Annotated in this window: 22 protein-coding genes and 1 riboswitch; of the genes, 10 read left to right on the top strand and 12 right to left on the bottom strand. The window is 73.0% G+C overall.

The genetic code is table 11. The features are described 5' to 3' along the window. Window positions 1-9: 9 nt before the first annotated feature. From EJG53_RS37770 to bioB, 4 genes are all read right to left on the bottom strand, one after another. Window positions 10-723: a class I SAM-dependent methyltransferase gene (locus EJG53_RS37770; RefSeq protein WP_125048653.1), complete on the bottom strand. Its 714-nt coding sequence runs from the start codon at window positions 721-723 to the stop codon at window positions 10-12. 69 nt (window positions 724-792) lie between these two features. Next, window positions 793-1485 carry a dethiobiotin synthase gene (gene bioD / locus EJG53_RS37775; RefSeq protein WP_125048654.1) on the bottom strand — a complete coding sequence of 231 codons (693 nt, stop codon included), beginning with the start codon at window positions 1483-1485 and terminating at the stop codon, window positions 793-795. Between the two features lie 94 nt (window positions 1486-1579). Next, window positions 1580-2890 (bottom strand): adenosylmethionine--8-amino-7-oxononanoate transaminase, encoded by a 1311-nt coding sequence (locus EJG53_RS37780; RefSeq protein WP_125048655.1) that lies wholly within the window; start codon window positions 2888-2890, stop codon window positions 1580-1582. After that, window positions 2883-4118 (bottom strand): biotin synthase BioB, encoded by a 1236-nt coding sequence (gene bioB, locus EJG53_RS37785; RefSeq protein WP_125048656.1) that lies wholly within the window; start codon window positions 4116-4118, stop codon window positions 2883-2885. Before bioB ends, EJG53_RS37780 begins: the two co-directional genes overlap by 8 nt. Before the next feature lie 146 nt (window positions 4119-4264). On the opposite strand from bioB, the gene EJG53_RS37790 reads away from it, so the two are divergent. Next, window positions 4265-5521 (top strand): 8-amino-7-oxononanoate synthase, encoded by a 1257-nt coding sequence (locus EJG53_RS37790; protein ID WP_125048657.1) that lies wholly within the window; start codon window positions 4265-4267, stop codon window positions 5519-5521. A 41-nt stretch (window positions 5522-5562) separates the two neighbouring features. Here EJG53_RS37790 and EJG53_RS37795 read toward each other — a convergent pair whose 3' ends face one another. Beyond that, a complete protein-coding gene (locus tag EJG53_RS37795; protein WP_125048658.1) occupies window positions 5563-5799 on the bottom strand; it encodes a DUF397 domain-containing protein in 237 nt (78 codons plus the stop codon). Window positions 5800-5809: 10 nt separating this feature from the next. Beyond that, window positions 5810-6703, bottom strand: coding sequence for a helix-turn-helix domain-containing protein (locus EJG53_RS37800; RefSeq protein WP_125048659.1), 894 nt, complete (start codon window positions 6701-6703; stop codon window positions 5810-5812). A gap of 310 nt (window positions 6704-7013) precedes the next feature. Between EJG53_RS37800 and EJG53_RS37805 the strand changes: the two genes are divergently transcribed. Then, the gene (locus EJG53_RS37805; RefSeq protein ID WP_125048660.1) at window positions 7014-7442 is read left to right on the top strand and encodes an ATP-binding protein; all 429 of its coding nucleotides are present in this window, start codon (window positions 7014-7016) and stop codon (window positions 7440-7442) included. A 48-nt stretch (window positions 7443-7490) separates the two neighbouring features. On the opposite strand, the gene EJG53_RS37810 is transcribed toward EJG53_RS37805, so the two are convergent. The 5 genes from EJG53_RS37810 to EJG53_RS37830 form a co-directional block, all read right to left on the bottom strand. Further along, window positions 7491-8039, bottom strand: a complete 549-nt coding sequence (locus EJG53_RS37810) for a hypothetical protein (RefSeq protein WP_125048661.1) — start codon at window positions 8037-8039, stop codon at window positions 7491-7493. 177 nt (window positions 8040-8216) lie between these two features. After that, window positions 8217-8825, bottom strand: coding sequence for a DUF6328 family protein (locus tag EJG53_RS37815; protein ID WP_244955507.1), 609 nt, complete (start codon window positions 8823-8825; stop codon window positions 8217-8219). A gap of 145 nt (window positions 8826-8970) precedes the next feature. Continuing rightward, window positions 8971-9444 carry a C40 family peptidase gene (locus tag EJG53_RS37820; protein WP_125048662.1) on the bottom strand — a complete coding sequence of 158 codons (474 nt, stop codon included), beginning with the start codon at window positions 9442-9444 and terminating at the stop codon, window positions 8971-8973. 3 nt (window positions 9445-9447) lie between these two features. Further along, a riboswitch (cyclic di-AMP (ydaO/yuaA leader) is annotated at window positions 9448-9612 on the bottom strand. Window positions 9613-10085: 473 nt separating this feature from the next. Next, on the bottom strand, window positions 10086-10391 hold the full coding sequence (locus EJG53_RS37825; protein ID WP_125048663.1) for a hypothetical protein: 306 nt from the start codon (window positions 10389-10391) through the stop codon (window positions 10086-10088). A gap of 7 nt (window positions 10392-10398) precedes the next feature. Further along, window positions 10399-11034, bottom strand: coding sequence for an ATP-dependent Clp protease proteolytic subunit (locus EJG53_RS37830; RefSeq protein WP_125048664.1), 636 nt, complete (start codon window positions 11032-11034; stop codon window positions 10399-10401). A 479-nt stretch (window positions 11035-11513) separates the two neighbouring features. Between EJG53_RS37830 and EJG53_RS37835 the strand changes: the two genes are divergently transcribed. The 8 genes from EJG53_RS37835 (at window position 11514) to EJG53_RS37870 (ending at window position 17294) form a co-directional block, all read left to right on the top strand. Further along, window positions 11514-11819, top strand: a complete 306-nt coding sequence (locus tag EJG53_RS37835) for a hypothetical protein (RefSeq protein ID WP_125048665.1) — start codon at window positions 11514-11516, stop codon at window positions 11817-11819. A 149-nt stretch (window positions 11820-11968) separates the two neighbouring features. After that, window positions 11969-12286, top strand: coding sequence for a type II toxin-antitoxin system Phd/YefM family antitoxin (locus tag EJG53_RS37840; RefSeq protein ID WP_125048666.1), 318 nt, complete (start codon window positions 11969-11971; stop codon window positions 12284-12286). Between the two features lie 343 nt (window positions 12287-12629). Then, a complete protein-coding gene (locus EJG53_RS37845) occupies window positions 12630-12932 on the top strand; it encodes an urease subunit gamma (protein WP_030017664.1) in 303 nt (100 codons plus the stop codon). A gap of 17 nt (window positions 12933-12949) precedes the next feature. Next, window positions 12950-13261, top strand: a complete 312-nt coding sequence (locus EJG53_RS37850; RefSeq protein WP_125048667.1) for an urease subunit beta — start codon at window positions 12950-12952, stop codon at window positions 13259-13261. Further along, a complete protein-coding gene (locus EJG53_RS37855) occupies window positions 13254-14975 on the top strand; it encodes an urease subunit alpha (protein ID WP_125048668.1) in 1722 nt (573 codons plus the stop codon). Before EJG53_RS37850 ends, EJG53_RS37855 begins: the two co-directional genes overlap by 8 nt. A 43-nt stretch (window positions 14976-15018) precedes the next feature. Then, complete coding sequence (locus EJG53_RS37860; protein WP_125048669.1) at window positions 15019-15693, top strand: urease accessory protein UreF; 675 nt, start codon at window positions 15019-15021, stop codon at window positions 15691-15693. A gap of 75 nt (window positions 15694-15768) precedes the next feature. After that, complete coding sequence (ureG, locus tag EJG53_RS37865; RefSeq protein WP_125048670.1) at window positions 15769-16470, top strand: urease accessory protein UreG; 702 nt, start codon at window positions 15769-15771, stop codon at window positions 16468-16470. Next, entirely contained in the window at window positions 16467-17294 is an 828-nt protein-coding gene (locus EJG53_RS37870) for an urease accessory protein UreD (protein ID WP_125048671.1), read from the top strand. Before ureG ends, EJG53_RS37870 begins: the two co-directional genes overlap by 4 nt. A gap of 51 nt (window positions 17295-17345) precedes the next feature. Here the strand turns inward: EJG53_RS37870 and EJG53_RS37875 are convergent, their stop codons facing one another. After that, window positions 17346-18230 carry a trypsin-like serine peptidase gene (locus tag EJG53_RS37875; protein ID WP_125048672.1) on the bottom strand — a complete coding sequence of 295 codons (885 nt, stop codon included), beginning with the start codon at window positions 18228-18230 and terminating at the stop codon, window positions 17346-17348. Window positions 18231-18353: the final 123 nt, after the last annotated feature.

The following is an 18353-nucleotide window of genomic DNA, read 5'->3' on the forward strand; positions in this document are numbered from 1 at the left end:
GTCTGGTCGTCAGCCGCCGGCCTCATCCTGTCGGCCCTCTTTCTCCCGCCGGTCCTCATCCTCCCGTCGGCCCTCTTCGGTTGGTCGCGCCACGCCCAGTACCGTCCACGGCAGGGCGGGGCCGGGGCCCAGGATGCTGCTGCGGCGGTAGGTGCTGACGGTGAAGCCGGCGGTGCGCAGTTCGGCCAGCGGGTCGCGGGCCAGGTGGCAGTTGCCCATCAGCAGGGGCCACACCGTGCGGTCCAGGGCGCGCTGCACGGTGGCGGGGCCGTGGCGCAGGGAGCGTCCGTGTTCGAAGAAGCGCAGTTCGCCGTCCGGCCGCAGGACCCGCCGCAGCTCCGACAGGGAACGCTGCACGTCACGTACCGAGCAGAGCACCAGCGACACCACCGCGGCGTCGAAGGCTTCGCTCTTGACCGGCAGGGCTTCCGCCGTGGCCGGTACGACGTCCACCGGGATGCCGGCCCGAGCCGCCTCGGTCAAGGCCCGCTGCCGCAGGGTGCGTTCGGGTTCGACGGCCACGACCTCCGCGACGGTCCGGGGGTAGTGGGCGAAGTTCGCGCCCGTACCGGCACCGATCTCGATCACCCGGCCCGAGAGCCCGGCCAGCATGTCGCGCCGCAGCTCCGTGAGTCCGGCGCGATGGTCCGCGAGCCGCGCGTACCACCGGGCGAAGACCGGATGGTGCACGACTCCTCGCTCGACCCGCGTGCGCTGCGACATGGCCGGATCCCTTCGCCGTACGACGTCCACCGGTTCGAGTGTCCGCCGTGCCGCGCCGGGACACCACTGTCAAAGCGCGGCGGTGCCGCCCAGAGCGGGGGCCAACCAGTCGGGAGCCTGCGCGCGGAACCGCTCCGGCGGCAGGCTCCCGGCGCCCTCCGGCACGCGGCCCAGCAGCGGAGCGCCGGCCGCCCGGGGGAAGTCGTCGAGGTTGCAGCGGGCGGCGAGGCCAGGGGCCTCGGGCCAGCTCCCCACCACCACTCCGGGGGAGTCGATCCCGTGGGTGCGCAGGGCCAGCGCGGTGAGCGCCACCGCGTTGAGCGCCCCCAGGCCCGCCTGGGCCACCACCAGTACGGGCGCTCCGGCCAGGCGCGCCGCGTCGGCGAGCGTCGCGCCCTGCTCGTCGAAGCGTACGAGCAGGCCGCCCGCGCCCTCGACCAGGACGAGGTCGTGCGAGGCCGCCAGTTTGGCCGCCGCCTCCGCGATCTCCTCGGGGTGTACGGGCGGCAGGCCGGCGCGGCGCGCGGCCGTCTCGGGGGCCAGCGGCTCGGGATAGCGGGCCAGTTCGGCGGTGGTGACGCGGGGGCCCGCGAGCCGGGCGACTTCCGCAGCGTCGCCCGGTTCGTTCGCGGTGACTCCGGTCTGCGCCGGTTTGAGCACCGCGACGGAACGGCCTTGGGCGAGCGCCGTCGCGGCCAGGGCCGCGGTGGTCACGGTCTTGCCGATCTCTGTGCACGTTCCGGTCACGAACAGCACCGACACGTCGTTCTCCTGTCGTCGAGCAGGGTGGTCACCCCGGGGGCTCCGCGACGGAGCCCCCGGGGTCTGATGAATACGGGGGGTGGGCCGGGCCCTCTCAGCCCTCGCGCGCCACCGCGCGCATCGCGGCGCAGATCCGTGCCACGTCCTCGTCCCCGGTGATGTACGGCGGCATCGCGTACACGAGGTCGCGGAACGGGCGCAGCCACACGCCCTCCCGTACGGCGGCCCTCGTGGCGGCCGCCATGTCCACCTCGTGGTCGAGCTGGAGCACACCGATCGCGCCCAGGACCCGTACGTTCCGCACGCCTTCGACAGTGGTGGCGTCGGCGAGGCCGTCCCGCAGTCCGGCCTCGATCCGCTTGACCTCCCGTGCCCAGTCCTGGGACAGCAGCAGGTCCAGCGACGCGTTGGCCACCGAGGCGGCCAGCGGGTTGCCCATGAAGGTCGGCCCGTGCGCGAGCACCGGCACCTCGCCCCGGGAGATCCCGTCCGCCACGGCCGGCGTGCACAAGGTCGCCGCCATGGTCAGATACCCGCCGGTCAGCGCCTTGCCGACACACATCACATCCGGAGTGACGCCCGCGTGCCCGGCGGCGAACAGCGATCCCGTACGGCCGAAACCGGTGGCGATCTCGTCGAAGACCAGCAGAACGCCGTGCTCGTCGCACGCCTCGCGGAGCACCCGCAGGTAGCCGGGGGAGTGGAAGACCATGCCGCCCGCCCCCTGGACCACCGGCTCCACGATGACCGCGGCCAGTTCACCGGCGTGCCGCGCGACCAGCTCGCGCAAGTGCGCCTCGTACGCGGGGTCCGGCGGCGCGTCGAACCCCGGAGGCGGCGCGTCCGCGAACAGTTGCCGGGGCAGCGCGCCCTGCCAGAGCTCGTGCATCCCGCCGTCCGGGTCGCACACCGACATCGGCTGCCAGGTGTCGCCGTGGTAGCCGCCGCGCCAGGTCATCAGCCGCTGTTTGCGCGGCTTTCCGACCGAGCGCCAGTACTGGAGGCACATCTTCACGGCGACCTCGACCGACACCGAACCGGAGTCGGCGAGGAAGACGTGCTCCAGGCCGTCCGGGGCGATCTCCGCCAGTCGGGCGGCGAGCCGGACGGCGGGCTCGTGGGTGAGCCCGCCGAACATCACATGGCTCATCCGGTCCAACTGGCCGCAGGCGGCCTCGTTGAGCACGGGGTGGTTGTAACCGTGCACCGCCGACCACCAGGACGACATTCCGTCGACCAGTTCGGTCCGGCCTTCGACCGGTTCGGCCAGCCGCAGTCGTACGCCGGACGCCGACGCGACGACCAGCGGATCGTCCCGGCCGGGCATCGGGCCGTACGGGTGCCAGACGTGCTGCCGGTCCAGGGCCAGCAGTTCGGGGACGGAGAGCTGCGCGGCCTCAGGCATTCGGCGGCAGCTCCGTACCGGCGCCGCGGCGGCGTACGGAGACGAGGTCGGTACGGGCTTCACCGGACGGGGCGGCGGCCGGTGCCTCTTCGGTCCGCACCTCTTCGGCAGGTGCCGGAACGGCCTCGGCCCGTACGGCCGGTTCCGCCGCCGCCTCACCGTCCCCGCACGGCCCGCAGCCGCCACCCCCGTGACCACCGCAGCCGCCGCCCGCGAGCGCGTCCGCACGGTGCTCCGGCAGCGTGGAGGTGTCCGTGCCCTCCACCTCGAAACCCGCGTCGGCGATCATCGCCAGGTCGTCCTTGCCCGCCTGGCCCTCGCTGGTCAGATAGTCACCGAGGAAGATGGAGTTGGCCAGGTGCAGCGCCAGCGGCTGCATCGACCGCAGGTGCACCTCGCGCCCGCCGGCCAGCCGGACCTCCACGTCCGGGCAGACGAAGCGGACCATCGCCAGGATGCGCAGCGCGCGCTGGGGCGTGAGGTTCCACTCCTTGGCCAGCGGGGTGCCCTCGAAGGGGATCAGGAAGTTCACCGGCACCGAGTCGGGGTCCAGGGCGCGCAGCGCGAAGACCACGTCGACCAGGTCCGCGTCGCTCTCGCCCATGCCCGCGATCAGACCGGAGCAGGCGGACAGCCCCGCCGCCTGCGCCTGTTGGACCGTTTCGACCCGGTCGGCGTAGGTGTGGGTGGTGGTGATGTCCCCGTAGGTGGCCTCGGAGGTGTTGAGGTTGTGGTTGTAGGCGTCCGCGCCCGCCGCCCGCAGCCGGGCGGCCTGGCCGTCCGAGAGCAGGCCGAGGCACGCGCACACCTCGACGCCCTCGTTCTGCTCCTTGATGGCGGCGATGGTCTGCGACACCCGGTCCACGTCCCGGTCCGTCGGCCCGCGGCCGCTGGCCACGATGCAGACCCGCTTGGCGCCGCCGGCCACCCCGGCCGCGGCCGCCTCGGACGCCTGCTCCGGCTTGAGCCAGGTGTACTTGAGGATCTCGGCCTTGGACCCGAGCCGCTGGGAACAGTACGAGCAGTCCTCGGGGCACAGCCCCGACTTCAGGTTGACCAGATAGTTCAGCTTCACCCGTCGCCCGAACCACCGGCGGCGTACCTTTCCGGCCGCGGCCACCACGTCGAGCAGGTCGTCGTCGGACGTCGCCAGTACGGCGAGCGCCTCTTCGCGGGTCGGCAGTTCGCGCCGCAGCCCCTTGTCCACCAGCGTTGTCAGCAGATCCATGGCGACGATCCTGGCGTACGGCCATGGCCCGCGACCATGGAGGAACCCAACAAGGGCGCCGATCCGGGGTGTGTGCATGGCCACACCGTAGGACGGTGTAACGACCGCTAACGTCTATCGACAGCCCACAAACACGAAGGAAGCTGATGCATCAGGACGACGCCGCTTCGCCCCTGCTCCGCGACGTACCGGCGCCGCCGCACGACGGGCCCGCCGGGACGTCCGCGCCGGGCCGCGGCACCGGGCCGGGTGCCGACGCGCGCACCGCCGCTTTCGGCTGGATCGATGCGGCCCGCGAACAGCGCCGCCGGGCCGGACTCGTCCGTACGCTGCGGCCGCGGCCGGTCGATTCGCCGCTGCTGGACCTGGCGAGCAACGACTACCTCGGCCTGGCCCGGCACCCCGAGGTCACCCGTGGCGCCGCGCAGGCCGCGCACCGCTGGGGTGCCGGGGCCACCGGGTCGCGGCTGGTGTCCGGCAGCACCGAGCTGCACGCCCGTCTGGAGGCCGAACTCGCCGAGTTCTGCGGCTTCGAGGCCGCCCTGGTGCTGTCCTCCGGCTACGCGGCCAATCTCGCCGCCGTCACCGCGCTCGGCGGCCCGGGCGGCCTGATCGTCTCGGACGCGGGCAACCACGCGTCGCTCATCGACGGCTGCCGGCTCGCCAGGGCGAGGACCGTCGTGGTCCCGCACGCCGAACCGGACGCGGTGGGCAAGTCCCTGGACGGCCACGCCGGCCCGGCGCTCGCCGTCACCGACTCCGTCTTCTCCGTGGACGGCGACGCCGCGCCGCTGCGGTCCCTCGCCGACGCCTGCCGGGCGCACGGCGCGGCCCTGCTCGTCGACGACGCGCACGGCCTGGGCGTCCTCGGTGACGGAGGGCGGGGCGCGGTGCACGCGGCCGGGCTCGCCGGGGACCCGGACGTGGTCGCCACCGCCACCCTGTCGAAGTCGCTCGGCAGCCAGGGAGGCGTGGTCCTCGGCCCGGCCCGGGTGATCGAGCACCTGGTCAACACGGCACGGACGTTCATCTTCGACACCGGCCTCGCCCCGGCGGCGGCCGGCGGCGCCCGCACGGCGCTGCGCCTGCTGCGGCGCGAGCCGGAACGCGCCACCCAGGTCCGCGCGGTGGCGGCGGAACTGCACCAGCGGCTCAGTGCCGCCGGGCTGACGGTCGTCCGCCCGGACGCCGCGGTGGTGTCCGTACGGGCGCCCTCGCCGGAACTGGCCGTCCGGTGGGCCGCCGACTGCCGGGACGCGGGCCTCGTGGTCGGCTGCTTCCGGCCGCCGTCCGTACCCGACGGCATCTCCCGGCTGCGCCTGACGGCCCGCGCCGACCTGTCCCCCCGGCAGGCGAGGGAAGCGGTCCGGACCGTCGTACGGACGGCGCCGGCCGCCTGCTAGGACCGGTCACCTGACAGGGCCGGCCGTCCGCGCGGGCCGGCTTAGCCGGCCTCGGCGAAGCGGCTGTCGGCCAGTCCGTCGACGAAGGACCGCCAGGCCGCCGTGGTGAACAGCAGTGCCGGGCCCGCGGTGTTCTTGGAGTCGCGTACCGCGAGCAGGCCGGAGCCGACGCGTGCCGTCTCGACGCAGTTGTTCATCGCGGTGCTGTGGCTGCTGCGCCGCCAGCGCACGCCGTGCGGCACGGTGCGGGCCGGGTCGTGCCCGGGCGGGAGTGACATGGGTGCCTCCTCAGACGCCGGAGCCGGCCCACGAGGTCTCGGCGATCCGGGCGATGAATTGCGCTGACTTGTCGCACGAGAGGGCGCGCCCCCGCAGCATGTCGAACGCATCGCTGTACGCCCTGAGGTCTGCTTTCTGCTCCAAGTAGAGGCTACTCGTCAAGTGGTCGAGAACAACCACATCCAAGTCAGAAGTGAGCGGAAATGAGAAGATAACGAAAGGGCCGGTGATGCCGATGTGCACACCGGACGCGAAGGGCAGTACCTGGAGTCGCACATGCGGCAATTGCCCCACGTCCAGAATGTGCCGAAGCTGGGCGGCCATCACCCCGGGCGGGCCGACCTCCCGGCGCAGCACCGCCTCGTCCAGCACCGCGCACAACTCCAGCGGCCGCTCGCCCCGCAGCACCTCCTGGCGGGCGATGCGCACCTCCACCAGCTCCTCGACCTGCTTCGCCGGCAGGTCCGACAGCGTGGCGCGGGTCACCGCCCGCGCGTAGTCCGGCGTCTGCAGCAGGCCCGGCACCACCGTCGTCTCCAGCGTGCGCGCCCGGGAGGCTCCGTACTCCAGGCTGATGAAGTCCCGGTACTCCGGCGGCAACAGGTCACGGTACGTGTGCCACCAGCCGTGCCGTCCGCTGCCGCCGTCACCGTCCTGCGTGTCGCCCCCGCACAGCGCCGCCAGCAGCGCGCGCAGCTCCGCGTCCCGCACGCCGTACGCGTCCAGCAGCAGTTCGACGTCGGCCGGCCGGGCGCCGCTGCGTCCGGTCTCGATGCGGCTGACCTTGGACTGGTGCCAGCCGACCAGCCGGGCCGCCTCACCACTGGTCAATCCGGCCAGTGTCCGCTGCCGCCGCAATTCCGCGCCCAGCTTGCGGCGACGCACCGCGGGCCCGTACCGCATACCGCTCCCTCCGTACTTCTCCACGGGTGCGCCGCGGATGCGCCCGCTCCCTGATGGCCGGTTCCGATCCGACAGTGTGCCGCGCAAATCCGGTCTCGCGTAGCAGAGTTCACCGCTTCGGGCGACAGATATATGCACTTCTTGGTGGATGACACGTCACCGCCGCAGCATGAGTGGCAGGCTGGCGCACATGAGCAGTCCGAGGCCGGAGCCGAAGGGACCGGAAAGGGCCCGGGAGGCCGCACGCGATGGCGGCTTCCTTCGGCGGCGGGCCGGAGTCGAGCCTCGGTGGGAAAGGGACGGCGTCGCGATGGCAGACCACCAGGAATCCTCACTCACTCTGCCCAGCGCACCGGTTTCGGTGGCGGAGGCCCGCAGGTACGTCATGGACGTACTGGCCGAATGGGGCCTGCCGGACGGGACGGAGACGGCCGACGCCGTACGGCTGATCGTCTCCGAACTCGCCACCAACGCCGTGCAGCACACGTTCGGGCAGTCACCGGCCTTCACCGTCGATGTCCGGCTGGACCGCGACGAACGGCTGTGGATCGGTGTCACCGACGACCATCCGCGCTGGCCGAAGCGGCTGCCGGCCGCCGTGCAGCAGGACAACGGCCGGGGCATGGTGATCGTCCGCTTCCTCGCCGCCGAGTCGGGCGGGCAGGTGACGGTCGAACCCACCGCGGCCGGGGGCAAGACCGTCTGGATCACCTTGCCGTGGAAGCTGTTCCTGCCGTAACGGCGGAAATCGGCCGGCGGCGGGGTCCAGGCGATTCCGGGTGGTTCCTCAGGGTTTGGTGAGGAAGCGCGGTTTGCGGCGGCGGCCCGTACTGCAGGCACAGCCCGTGCCCTCGTCCCGCACCTGCCGGTAGGTGGGGCTGGTCGCGCGGCCGCAGCGGGCACAGCGGCACGGCCACGGCTCGTAGGCGCCGGGGCAGGGGCCCAGCGGGATCAGCCCGGCGGCGTGCATCACCCGTTCGGCGACGGTGGCGGGGGCGTTCGGCGGCTGGAGCGGGGGTGGAGGCGGAGGGGCGGCAGGGGGCACGGACGGCGCGGGAGGCGTGGCAGGAGCCGGTACTGCGGGCTTCGGTGGGGTGATCGTGGTGGCGGGCTGTGCGGGAGGTACCGATACTGCGCCGTTCGCGGGAGCCGCCGGGCCCCCGTCCGCGCCGGTGCCGAGGTCGCCCGGGTGCCACTGATGCAGGCAGGAGGCGCACCACCACAGCAGTTCGCCGGCGCCGTAGACCCCCTCGTCCTCCCACAGCACGTCCGTGCTGCCGCAGGCCGGGCAGGGCGTGGCGGGGGAGCGGCGGCGCAGAAGTCCGCGCAGGTTCACGAGTCGGTCCTGGTGTGCGTGTACTGGGGCAGGTGCCTGTGCATGGGTCTCCTCACGTGCTGAGGAGACTCCATCGGTTCTCCGTCATCAAAGCAAGGACGACCAGGTCACAAAAGATTTCGACGGCACCGCGCCCGGAGCGCCGCACCAGGAGGCCACCCCCGGGCCCCCTGGCGTTCAGGAGGACGAGTCGCGCGCCGGCGGCTTGAGGTGCCCGTTCCGGTGGCCGAGTACGCGGGGCAGCAGCGCCCACAGGCCGCCGCACGTCACCAGCGTCACCGAACCCGCCACCACTCCCGCCCCGCGCCCCAGTACGACGTCGACGACGAGGAGCACGGCACCGGCCAGCGCCAGTGCGAGGACCGCCATCCCGGCTGCCGTCAGCCGCGCGGAGACCTCCACGATCAGCCCCTTCGCGCGCCGCCGGAACAGCACCCGGTGCACCGCGGCAGGCGCGGTGAGCAGCAGCGTCGCCAGTACGGCCAGCAGTAACGTGCCCACGTAGAACGCGCGTTGCGTTGCGTCCAGGGACACGAAACGCGGGGTGAACGCCAGCGTCAGCAGGAAGGCGAACAGGATCTGCACGCCGGTCTGCAGGACGCGCAGCTCCTGGAGCAGTTCGCCGAAGTTGCGGTCGTAGCGCTCCAGGGGCGTCTCGTTGCGGTCCGCGCACACGGTGTACCGGGCGGAGCCGGGCGGCCGGTGCGGCTCGGACGCTTCACTCGTTCCCGGCGGTTCGGGGTGTGCGGGCAGTTCGTTCCGGTGCTCGTCGGTGAGGGGGGTCATTGCGTGCGGGTATCCGCCGACGCGTTGATCACTCCTCGGACGCGCACGGGCGTGCGGGAGGTGCGCCCGCGTACGCCCCGCGTGCGGGCGGTGTGGGGCTCGTAGCCGTACGGTTCCCCACACCCGCCCTGGCGGGACGGCGCGGTCAGCCCACCCGCCCGTACGAGACGCTGCGTGACCAGATGCGCTCCAGCCGCACCACGGTGCCGGGCTTGGGCGCGTGCCAGATCTTGCCCGCCCCCGCGTAGATCCCCACGTGGTAGATGCCGCGGCGGGAGTGGAAGAAGACCAGGTCACCGGCGCGGCGCGCGGACGCCGACAGGTGCCGGGTGCGGTTGTACTGGGCCGCAGCGGTGCGCGGCAGCCGCTTCCCGGCCCGTTTGAACGAGTACAGCGTCAGCCCTGAGCAGTCGAATCGGTAGGGCCCGCTGGCTCCGTACTTGTAGGGCGCTCCCTTCTTGGAAGCGGCGATCCGCAGTGCCGAGGCCGAGGTGGACGCGGCTGTCGCGTCCTCGGTGGCCCCTGGTACGACCAGTGTCCCGCCGACCGTGGCGAGGGCGAGGAAGGAGATCACTCCGGCCCGCGCCAGCAGAGGGGAAGTGCTGGTACGCGCAGTCATGCGCAACCCTTCGTCAGCCGCCTGCGAAGGAGTACCTGTCGGGTTCGGGCAGGCGAAGATGCCCGGTCGTGGTGACGACTTCACCCCAAGAGGCCGTCCGGCCGCGGTGGCCGGCGGTCCCGTCGTGCTCGGGTCCTCCGCTCCTGCCGGTCCAGGCGCATCGGCCAGACATCCGGTACGGCGGCAGGATTGGGCGTCCGCCCGGACCGCCCCACCGCTGTGGCGGGGGCTTGTCGTCGAAGCGATCGTTGCGCATCTCGCGCCCGGATTCCGAGCAGAAACGGCTGTATGTGAGCTTGGTCACGCTTGCGCCGTTCGGGTGGACGGACGCCGTCCCGGGGGAGGCCCGCGACGGGTGAGGATCCGTGTACCAGCCCCGGAACGTCACGTTCCGGGCGACACGTACGTACGCCGCGCAAGCCGTGTGGCACCGCACGCGACCCAGCGGCTACGCCGTTCGGGCGAGCCCGATCGGGCGTCGTGTCGTCGAACGGGTGGGGCCCTTGCGGTGCTCCGGCACCTCCTGGCCGCCTCTGTCTCCTCTGTCCGGCGTGTGCCGCGCGGGTCGGGGTGGGCCTCTGGTGCGCCAGGGGCGAGAAGGGAAAGCGCCCGCGTCCCCGTCCGCACGGGGACGCGGCGCGTCAACTCTGCGGCGGCGGTACGGAGATCAGCCGCGCGCGGCGCTCACCGTCCAGTACGCGCAGGGCCTGCGCCAGCGTTGCCGCGTGCAGCTCGCTCTCGCCCCGGTCGTGCATGAGCGCCAGCGCGTCCCGTAGCGCGGTGGTCTTGCCGACCAGGGCCTGCGCGGCACGGAGGCCGCCGTACGTGTCCGTGCCGCGGGCGGGGTTGATGCGGCCCAGCAGGTCCAGGACCGCCAGGTAGCTGTCGATGACCTCGCCCTCGGCGCGCGTCAGCGCGGGCAGCGGCGGCAGTTCGGGCGGCCACATTCCGGGCTCACCTCGCGCCCGGTGTCGCGGGGTGCTGCTTGCGGCTGCGGGTGAGCCCGTCGATGAGGCCGTACTCCATGGCGGCCTCGGCGCTGAAGACCTTCTCGCGTTCGAGGTCTTCGGTGATCCGCTCGGGGGGCTGGCCGGTGTGCCGTACGAGCAGTTCCTCCAGCAGTGCCCGGGTGCGCAGCAGTTCGTCCGCCTGAATGCGGAGGTCGTCGGCCTGCCCCTGCACCGGCTCCTCGAACGAAGGCTGGTGGACGAGGACGCGGGCGCCCGGCAGCGCGAGGCGCTTGCCGGGCGCGCCGGCCGCCAGCAGCACCGCGGCGACGGAGGCGGCCTGCCCGAGGCAGACCGTCTCGATGTCGCAGCCGACGAACTGCATCGTGTCGTAGATCGCGGACATCGCGGTGAACGAGCCGCCGGGGGAGTTGATGTAGAGCGAGATGTCCCGGTCGGGGGCGTCGTAGTCCAGGTGCATGAGCTGGGCGATCACGTCGTTGGCCGCGGCGTCGTCGACCGGGGTGCCCAGGAAGACGATCCGCTCGCCGAGCAGCTTGGAGTACGGGTCCAGGGTCCGGGCCCCGTAGGAGGTGCGTTCGGTGAACTCCGGGAGGACGTATCGGGCCTGGGGGCCGTTCATGGGGAGCTCCTCTTCCCTGAGCGTCTGTAAAAAATGTACAGGATGTACGTGGGCTAGATGGGAGCACGTCCCGCCGGGCGAAAGCAATGCCTTCGGCGGGTGCGGCTCCGGACGCTCGCTGAGAGCGAAAAACCCATGGGGCGTCAGGTGGGGCTCGGGCCGCATGACGTGACGGCCCGTGAGGTCGTGTCTCCGGGGCCCGGCCGGAGCACGCCGCCGGTGCCGCGTTCCGGCCGAAGTCCCCGGGCGCTCCGGCACCGGCCCGGCGTCACGGCGTGCCGGTCCTCCTCCGCCGCCCCACGCGTCCGCCGCCGGAGCCCCGCCGGGCAGCACGAGGCGACACCTGGCCCACGGGCCCCTGGCCAAAGGGGTCCCTGCGGAATCCGCCCGTACGGAAAGCGCCGTTCCGCACCGGACCGCCCGGGTACCCGCCGGGCGGACCCGAGCTCCTCGGGCCGAATCGAGTCCAGGAGGACGCGATGGCTACCGCTTCATCCGCCGGCTATCCGGAATCCGGCCGCTCCCGGGCCGCCCGCGCCGAGCGGCACGCGAGCACGGAGACCAAGCCCGCGTTCAAGAGCACCGAGTTCTTCGTCTACGTCGCCGCCGTCGTGGCGGTCCTGGTCGCCTCCGCCGTCGTCGGCAGCGACGCTTCCCGTGTGGACCGCTTCCCCGCCGACCAGGCGTGGTTCTACATCACGTTGCTGACCGTCGGCTACATGATCAGTCGCGGCCTGGCCAAGTGCGGCAGCCGCGAATCCACCGACCACACCACCGCCACCTGAGTGTCCGAGCGCGTACCGATGGCCCGGCAGTGCTGCCGGGCCATCGGGTCACCGGGCCCGTCGGCCCTGTGGCGCGCCGGAGCCGTCCGCCGTATCCGGCCGGTCACGGCCCTGGCCGGGATGTCGTGGACGCGACCTAAGCTAGGAGCATGGCTTATGAGATTCCGGTGACGCAGGCCCGGGCGGAGTTGGCGGACCTGATCAACCGCGTCGTCTACGGCGGCGAGCGGGTGGTCGTCACGCGCCACGGCAAGCCCCTGGTGGGGCTGGTGTCCGCCGCCGACCTGGAGCGCCTCGACGCGTGCCGGGAAGCGGAGGAGGCAGCGGCGGAGGAGCAGGTGATCAGCACGGTTTCCTCGGTGCGGCCGTTTCCGGCTCCGCCCGCCGAGTGGGGGCGCTTCGGCATCGCGGCGGAACACCGCGGTGCGGCGGGGGAGCACAGCGGCTCGGGGGCCGCGGAGCACTGACCGGGCGGCGCGGACGGCTGGACGCGGGCTGTCCGCCGCTGCGGGCGATCGGGGCGGCGGTGCGGCTCCAGTGTTTGACATGAGCATGATAAATCCGAGGGGTGTGTGGACCGCCTCGTGCCGCCTGTGGGGTCCGGCCGGTGAAGTTCCGCCGCCGACCCGCCGCGTTAACGCCGGTGAAACGGCGCCGAACTAACCTGCGGCCGACGGGTCATTGATGGAGCGGAGCTGGTGAGCAGTTTGCTCCGCCTTTAATTACTGTGTGATACATCTGCTTTTGCGGGTGTATCGCCACCCGTGACCTGGGCGGATGCGCCCAGCTCGAAGACGGTGAGGTGAAGGTATGCAACTGACCCCGCACGAGCAGGAACGCCTGATGATCCATGTGGCGGCCGACGTGGCCGAGAAGCGGCGCTCCCGCGGGGTACGGCTCAACCACCCGGAGGCCGTCGCGCTGCTGACCGTCCACATCCTCGAAGGCGCGCGGGATGGCCGTACGGTCGCCGAGCTGATGTCGACCGGGCGCAAGGTGCTCACCCGGGAAGAGGTCATGGAGGGCGTCCCGGAGATGATCCACGACGTACAGGTCGAGGCCACCTTCCCCGACGGGACCAAGCTGGTCACCGTCCACGAGCCCATCAACTGAGCGCGGGAGCAGCGACCATGATTCCCGGCCAGATCCTGCACGCCGACGACCCGGTACGCCTGAACCCCGGGCTCCCCGTCACCCGGCTGACCGTCCTGAACGCCGCCGACCGCCCCGTCCAGGTCGGCTCCCACTACCACTTTGCCGAGGCCAACCCGGGCCTCGACTTCGACCGTGCGGCCGCGCACGGCAAGCGGCTGAACGTCCCCGCCGGCTCCGCCGTGCGCTTCGAGCCCGGTATCCCCACCGAGATCGAACTCGTCCCCGTCGGGGGCAAGCGGATCGTCGCGGGCCTGCGCGGCGAGACCGGAGGCTCGCTCGATGGCTGACCTGACCCGCCCCGCCTACACCGATCTGTACGGCCCGACCGTGGGCGACCGGGTGCGGCTGGCCGACACCGACCTGCTCGTCGAGATCACCGAGGACCGGGCGGGCGGCCCCGGCCGGGCCGGTGACGAGGCGGTCTTCGGCGGCGGCAAGGTGATCCGCGAGTCCATGGGCCAGTCCCGCGCCACCCGCGCCGAGGGCGCGCCCGACACCGTGATCACCGGCGCGGTCGTGCTGGACCACTGGGGTGTGGTCAAGGCGGACGTCGGCATCCGGGACGGCCGGATCACCGCGCTGGGCAAGGCCGGCAACCCGGACACCATGGACGGCGTCCACCCCGATCTGGTGATCGGCCCGGAGACCGAGGTCATCGCGGGCAACGGCAAGATCCTCACCGCCGGTGCCGTCGACACCCATGTGCACTTCATCTGCCCCCAGCAGGTGGACGAGGCGCTCGCGTCCGGCGTGACCACCCTGGTCGGCGGCGGCACCGGCCCGGCCGAGGGCAGCAAGGCCACCACCATCACCCCCGGCGCCTGGCACGTGGCCCGGATGTTCGAGTCGATGGACGGACTGCCCGTCAACGTGGGGCTGCTGGGCAAGGGCAACACCATGTCCGCCGCCTCGATGCGGGACCAACTGCGGGCCGGCGTCCTCGGGTTCAAGATCCACGAGGACTGGGGCGCCACCCCCGCCGTGCTCGACGCCTGTCTGCGGGTCTGCGAGGAGAGCGGCGCGCAACTGGCCATCCACACCGACACCCTGAACGAGGCCGGATTCCTCCAGGACACCCTGGCCGCCATCGGGGGCCGCGGCATCCACGCGTACCACGTCGAGGGCGCCGGCGGCGGGCACGCGCCCGACATGATCGCCATGGTCTCCGAGCCGAACGTGCTGCCCGCCTCCACCAACCCGACCCGGCCGCACACCGTCAACACCGTCGAGGAGCACCTCGACATGCTGATGGTCTGCCACCACCTCAACCCGGCCGTCCCGGAGGACCTGGCGTTCGCCGAGTCCCGTATCCGGCCCTCCACCATTGCGGCCGAGGACATCCTGCACGACCTCGGCGCCATCTCGATCATGTCGTCCGACGCCCAGGCGATGGGCCGCATCGGCGAGGTCGTGCTGCGGACCTGGCAGACCGCGCACGTGATGAAGAAGCGGCGCGGCACCCTGCCCGGCGACCTGCACGCGGACAACGCCCGTGCCCGCCGTTACGTCGCGAAGTACACCATCAATCCGGCCGTCGCCCAGGGCATCGACCACGAGGTCGGCTCGGTCGAGGAGGGCAAGCTGGCCGACCTGGTGCTCTGGGACCCGGCGTTCTTCGGCGTCAAGCCGCAGCTCGTCCTCAAGGGCGGTCAGATCGCGTACGCGCAGATGGGCGACGCCAACGCCTCCATCCCCACCCCGCAGCCGGTGCTGCCCCGCCCGATGTTCGGGGCCATCGGCCGGGCGCCGGGCAGCAACTCCGTCAACTTCGTGTCCGAGCAGGCCGTCGCGGACGGACTGCCGGAACGGCTCGGACTGGCCAAGTCCTTCCACGCCATCCGCAGCACCCGCGGCGTGACCAAGGCGGACATGCGCAACAACGACGCGCTGCCCCGCGTCCACGTCGATCCCGACACCTTCACGGTCGCCATCGACGGCGACGTGGTCGAGCCCGCTCCGGCCGCCGAACTGCCCATGGCCCAGCGTTACTTCCTCTTCTGAACGGGCCGGGCATGAACGAGCGGCCGGAGCAGGAGGTACGGCGATGAGCAGGGCAGCGCTGCTGGTCCTGGCGGACGGCCGGTTCCCGGCGGGCGGGCACGCGCACTCCGGCGGTGCCGAGGCGGCCGTCGAGGCGGGACGCATCCGGGACGCGGCGAGTCTGGAGGAGTTCTGCCGGGGGCGGCTGCACACCGCGGGACTGGTCGCGGCCGCGCTGGCAGCCGCGGCGGCGGCCGGGTGCGACCCGCTCGCGCTGGACGAGGCGGCCGACGCCCGCACGCCCGTACCGGCGTTGCGGCACACGGCGCGCCGGCTCGGGCGGCAGATGATGCGAGCGGCCCGGGCCACCTGGCCCTCGGCCGAGCTGGACGCGCTGGCCGCCGCCCGGCCGCGCGGCGCGCATCAGCCCGTGGTACTGGGGCTGGCGGCCCGGTCGGCCGGGCTGGACCCGCTGGACGCGGCCGGTGCCGCCGCCTACGAGAACGTCAGCGGCCCGGCCACCGCCGCCGTACGCCTGCTGAGCCTGGACCCGTTCGACGCGACCGCGGTCCTGGCCCGGCTGGCGGCACCGCTCGACCGGGTCGCCGAGCAGGCCGTCGAAGCGGCACGCCGGGTGCCCCTGGAAGGCATCGGCGCGCTGCCGGCGGCGTCCGCGCCGCTGCTCGACATCACCGCCGAGCAGCACGCGGCCTGGCCGGTACGGCTCTTCGCCTCGTAGCCCTGCTCCGTCCCTGACACCGTCCGCCCCCGCAACCCCACCGCTACCCGTACCGAAACGATTCACGGAGCCGACATGCATCTCGACCACGACCTCGACGAACGCTTCCCGCACCGGCACAGCTACAGCGCCGCGTCCCCCGTGCGTTCCGACGGCACCCGGCGTGCGCTGCGGATCGGGCTGGGCGGTCCGGTGGGCACCGGCAAGACGGCCACCGTCGCCGCGCTGTGCCGCGCACTGCGCGACGAGCTGTCCCTGGCGGTGGTGACCAACGACATCTACACCCGGGAGGACGCCGAGTTCCTGCTGCGCGAGGCGGTGCTGCCGGCCGAGCGCATCACGGCCGTGGAGACCGGCGCCTGCCCGCACACCGCCATCCGCGACGACATCTCCGCCAACCTCGAAGCCGTCGAGGACCTGGAGGACGCGGTCGGACCGCTGGACCTGATCCTGGTGGAGTCCGGCGGCGACAACCTCACCGCCACCTTCTCCAAGGGCCTGGTGGACGCGCAGATCTTCGTTATCGACGTGGCGGGCGGCGACGACATCCCGCGCAAGGGCGGCCCGGGCGTCACCACCGCCGACCTCCTCGTGATCAACAAGACCGACCTCGCCCCGTACGTCGGCGTCGACCTGGAGGGCATGGCCCGCGACGCCAAGGCCCAGCGCGGCGACCTGCCCGTCACCTTCACCTCGCTCAAGGGCGAGAACGGCGTCCAGCCGGTGACGGACTGGGTCCGCGCACGCCTCGCCGACTGGACCGCGGGCCCCGCATGACCCTCGCGCCTCCCGAGCGGACCCGGCCCCGGGACCCCGGGCCGGTACGCGTGCCCGACCCCGCTCCGGTGGCGCACGGGCTGCGCGCCACGGCCCGCATCACCGCGCGGGCCGGCACCGACGGCACGACCTGCCTGCCCGTACTGGACAGCGAGGGGCCGCTCGCGCTGCGCCGCGTCCGTGCGTACGGGAAGCAGGCCCGGGTGTGCGTCGTCGGCGCCATGAGCGCCCCGCTCGGCGGCGACCGGCTGCGCGTCGAGGTGACCGCCGAGGACGGCGCCGACCTGTGCGTCACGGCGGCCGCGGCGACCGTCGCGCTGCCGGGCCGTACCGGCGGACACGCCACGTACGACGTGGAGCTGACCGTCGGCGAAGGGGCCCGGCTGGAGTGGCTGCCGGAACCGCTCATCTCCGCCGAGGGCAGCGACCTGCGGATGACGACGACCGTGCACCTCGCGCCGACCGCGCGGCTCGTGCTGCGGGAGGAGCAGGTGCTGGGGCGCAGCGGGGAACGGACCGGACGGCTGAGCAGCCGCCTCACGGTCCGCCGGGCCGGACGTACGCTGCTCGACCAGGAGACGGCGTACGGGCCCGGCGCCCCGGGCTGGGACACCGCCGCGGTCCTCGCCGGCAACCGGGCCACGGGCCAGTTGCTGGTCGTGGACCCGGCGTACGACGACCGGCCGGCCGAGGTGCTGCTGCTCGGCACGGGACCCGGGGAAGGGCAGGGCATCCGCAGCCCGCTGGCCGGGCCTGCCGTGCTGACGACCGCTGTCGCACCGGACGGGCTGCGGGTGCGGCGCCTCCTGGAGGCTGCGGGGTAGCCCTCCCAACGGCTTCGGAGTGAGGCGCCCTGCGGGCCGCCCCTCGTCGCCTCAGGCGCGCTCGGCCCGTTCGTGGACCTGCCGCGCGGTGGCGCCGAGCACGGGACCGTACATCGCGGTGCTGTGGTCCAGCGCGTCGCCGTGGCTGTTGACCGAGACGAGCGTGCCCAGGCCAGTGCGCGGGTCGAAGTCGGCGAGCCAGGGGCCGCCGCTCGCACCGCCGCTCATGTCGCAGGGAACGCTCAGTTCCTGGCGCGGCGCGGCCTTCGACGGGCCCGCGCAGTACAGCAGTTCCTCGCCGCGCTGCGGACGGGTGGCCGGGTAGCCGAACGCGGTGATCCGGCCGCCCGCCGGACGGCCGAAGGCCACCGGCTGGCCGCCGACCGTGGCGGTGAGCGTACGGCCGCCCACCGGGTCCACGGTGAATGCGGCGATGTCGTTCTCCCCGTCCTGCGCCCACGAGCGCGGCGTGACGGAAGCGCGCACCGGAAAGACGCCGTACGGGCGCGCGCCCTTGTCGTACCCCGGGACGAACACCAGGTCGGAGTAGGTGTTGTCGGGGGAGGCGGGCAGCCGCGCGCAGTGCCCGGCGGCCATGACCACCGAGCGGTTGCCGCTCTTGACCGCGGTGGCGGTGCAGTACGTGTCCTCGCCCTTCTGGTTGACGAAGAAGAGCCGGCCGACGGTCTTCACCGGCGCGCCGGTCCACTTCTTGGTCAGCGGGCCGGTCGGCCCGAGATCGACGGCGCTGCCGACCTCCTTCATACGGGCCGGGGTCCAGTGAGCCAGGGCCGCTCGGCGCTCCTGCGGGGTGTAGGTGACCGTGTCGGTGACGTCGGGTGCGGCGGCCGTCGCGGGGAGCGCCGTACCGAGGGCCGGCACGACGACCAGGGCCAGGGCGGCGAGCGTACGGGGGAGGGCCGGAGCGACGCGCATCGGACGGTGTCTCCTCAGGTGGGGGCGGGGACGGACGCCTTCTGGGCGCGAAGCGGCACTGCTCCTGGGGGAGAGAGCAGCGCCGCACCCAAGAAGACGGCCGATGCGCGGCATCGGTGCCGT

It is taken from the genome of Streptomyces chrestomyceticus JCM 4735, assembly GCF_003865135.1.
In the GTDB taxonomy this organism is placed as follows: Bacteria; Actinomycetota; Actinomycetes; order Streptomycetales; family Streptomycetaceae; genus Streptomyces; species Streptomyces chrestomyceticus.

What these genes read in the sequence shown, in the direction of transcription:
- EJG53_RS37770 (WP_125048653.1), bottom strand. Translation starts at nt 723, where the DNA reads ATGTCGCAGCGCACGCGGGTCGAGCGAGGAGTCGTGCACCATCCGGTC.
- EJG53_RS37780 (WP_125048655.1), bottom strand. Translation starts at nt 2,890, where the DNA reads ATGCCTGAGGCCGCGCAGCTCTCCGTCCCCGAACTGCTGGCCCTGGAC.
- bioB (WP_125048656.1), bottom strand. Translation starts at nt 4,118, where the DNA reads ATGGATCTGCTGACAACGCTGGTGGACAAGGGGCTGCGGCGCGAACTG.
- EJG53_RS37790 (WP_125048657.1), top strand. Translation starts at nt 4,265, where the DNA reads ATGCATCAGGACGACGCCGCTTCGCCCCTGCTCCGCGACGTACCGGCG.
- EJG53_RS37795 (WP_125048658.1), bottom strand. Translation starts at nt 5,799, where the DNA reads ATGTCACTCCCGCCCGGGCACGACCCGGCCCGCACCGTGCCGCACGGC.
- EJG53_RS37800 (WP_125048659.1), bottom strand. Translation starts at nt 6,703, where the DNA reads ATGCGGTACGGGCCCGCGGTGCGTCGCCGCAAGCTGGGCGCGGAATTG.
- EJG53_RS37805 (WP_125048660.1), top strand. Translation starts at nt 7,014, where the DNA reads ATGGCAGACCACCAGGAATCCTCACTCACTCTGCCCAGCGCACCGGTT.
- EJG53_RS37815 (WP_244955507.1), bottom strand. Translation starts at nt 8,825, where the DNA reads ATGACCCCCCTCACCGACGAGCACCGGAACGAACTGCCCGCACACCCC.
- EJG53_RS37820 (WP_125048662.1), bottom strand. Translation starts at nt 9,444, where the DNA reads ATGACTGCGCGTACCAGCACTTCCCCTCTGCTGGCGCGGGCCGGAGTG.
- EJG53_RS37825 (WP_125048663.1), bottom strand. Translation starts at nt 10,391, where the DNA reads ATGTGGCCGCCCGAACTGCCGCCGCTGCCCGCGCTGACGCGCGCCGAG.
- EJG53_RS37830 (WP_125048664.1), bottom strand. Translation starts at nt 11,034, where the DNA reads ATGAACGGCCCCCAGGCCCGATACGTCCTCCCGGAGTTCACCGAACGC.
- EJG53_RS37835 (WP_125048665.1), top strand. Translation starts at nt 11,514, where the DNA reads ATGGCTACCGCTTCATCCGCCGGCTATCCGGAATCCGGCCGCTCCCGG.
- EJG53_RS37840 (WP_125048666.1), top strand. Translation starts at nt 11,969, where the DNA reads ATGGCTTATGAGATTCCGGTGACGCAGGCCCGGGCGGAGTTGGCGGAC.
- EJG53_RS37845 (WP_030017664.1), top strand. Translation starts at nt 12,630, where the DNA reads ATGCAACTGACCCCGCACGAGCAGGAACGCCTGATGATCCATGTGGCG.
- EJG53_RS37850 (WP_125048667.1), top strand. Translation starts at nt 12,950, where the DNA reads ATGATTCCCGGCCAGATCCTGCACGCCGACGACCCGGTACGCCTGAAC.
- EJG53_RS37855 (WP_125048668.1), top strand. Translation starts at nt 13,254, where the DNA reads ATGGCTGACCTGACCCGCCCCGCCTACACCGATCTGTACGGCCCGACC.
- EJG53_RS37860 (WP_125048669.1), top strand. Translation starts at nt 15,019, where the DNA reads ATGAGCAGGGCAGCGCTGCTGGTCCTGGCGGACGGCCGGTTCCCGGCG.
- ureG (WP_125048670.1), top strand. Translation starts at nt 15,769, where the DNA reads ATGCATCTCGACCACGACCTCGACGAACGCTTCCCGCACCGGCACAGC.
- EJG53_RS37870 (WP_125048671.1), top strand. Translation starts at nt 16,467, where the DNA reads ATGACCCTCGCGCCTCCCGAGCGGACCCGGCCCCGGGACCCCGGGCCG.
- EJG53_RS37875 (WP_125048672.1), bottom strand. Translation starts at nt 18,230, where the DNA reads ATGCGCGTCGCTCCGGCCCTCCCCCGTACGCTCGCCGCCCTGGCCCTG.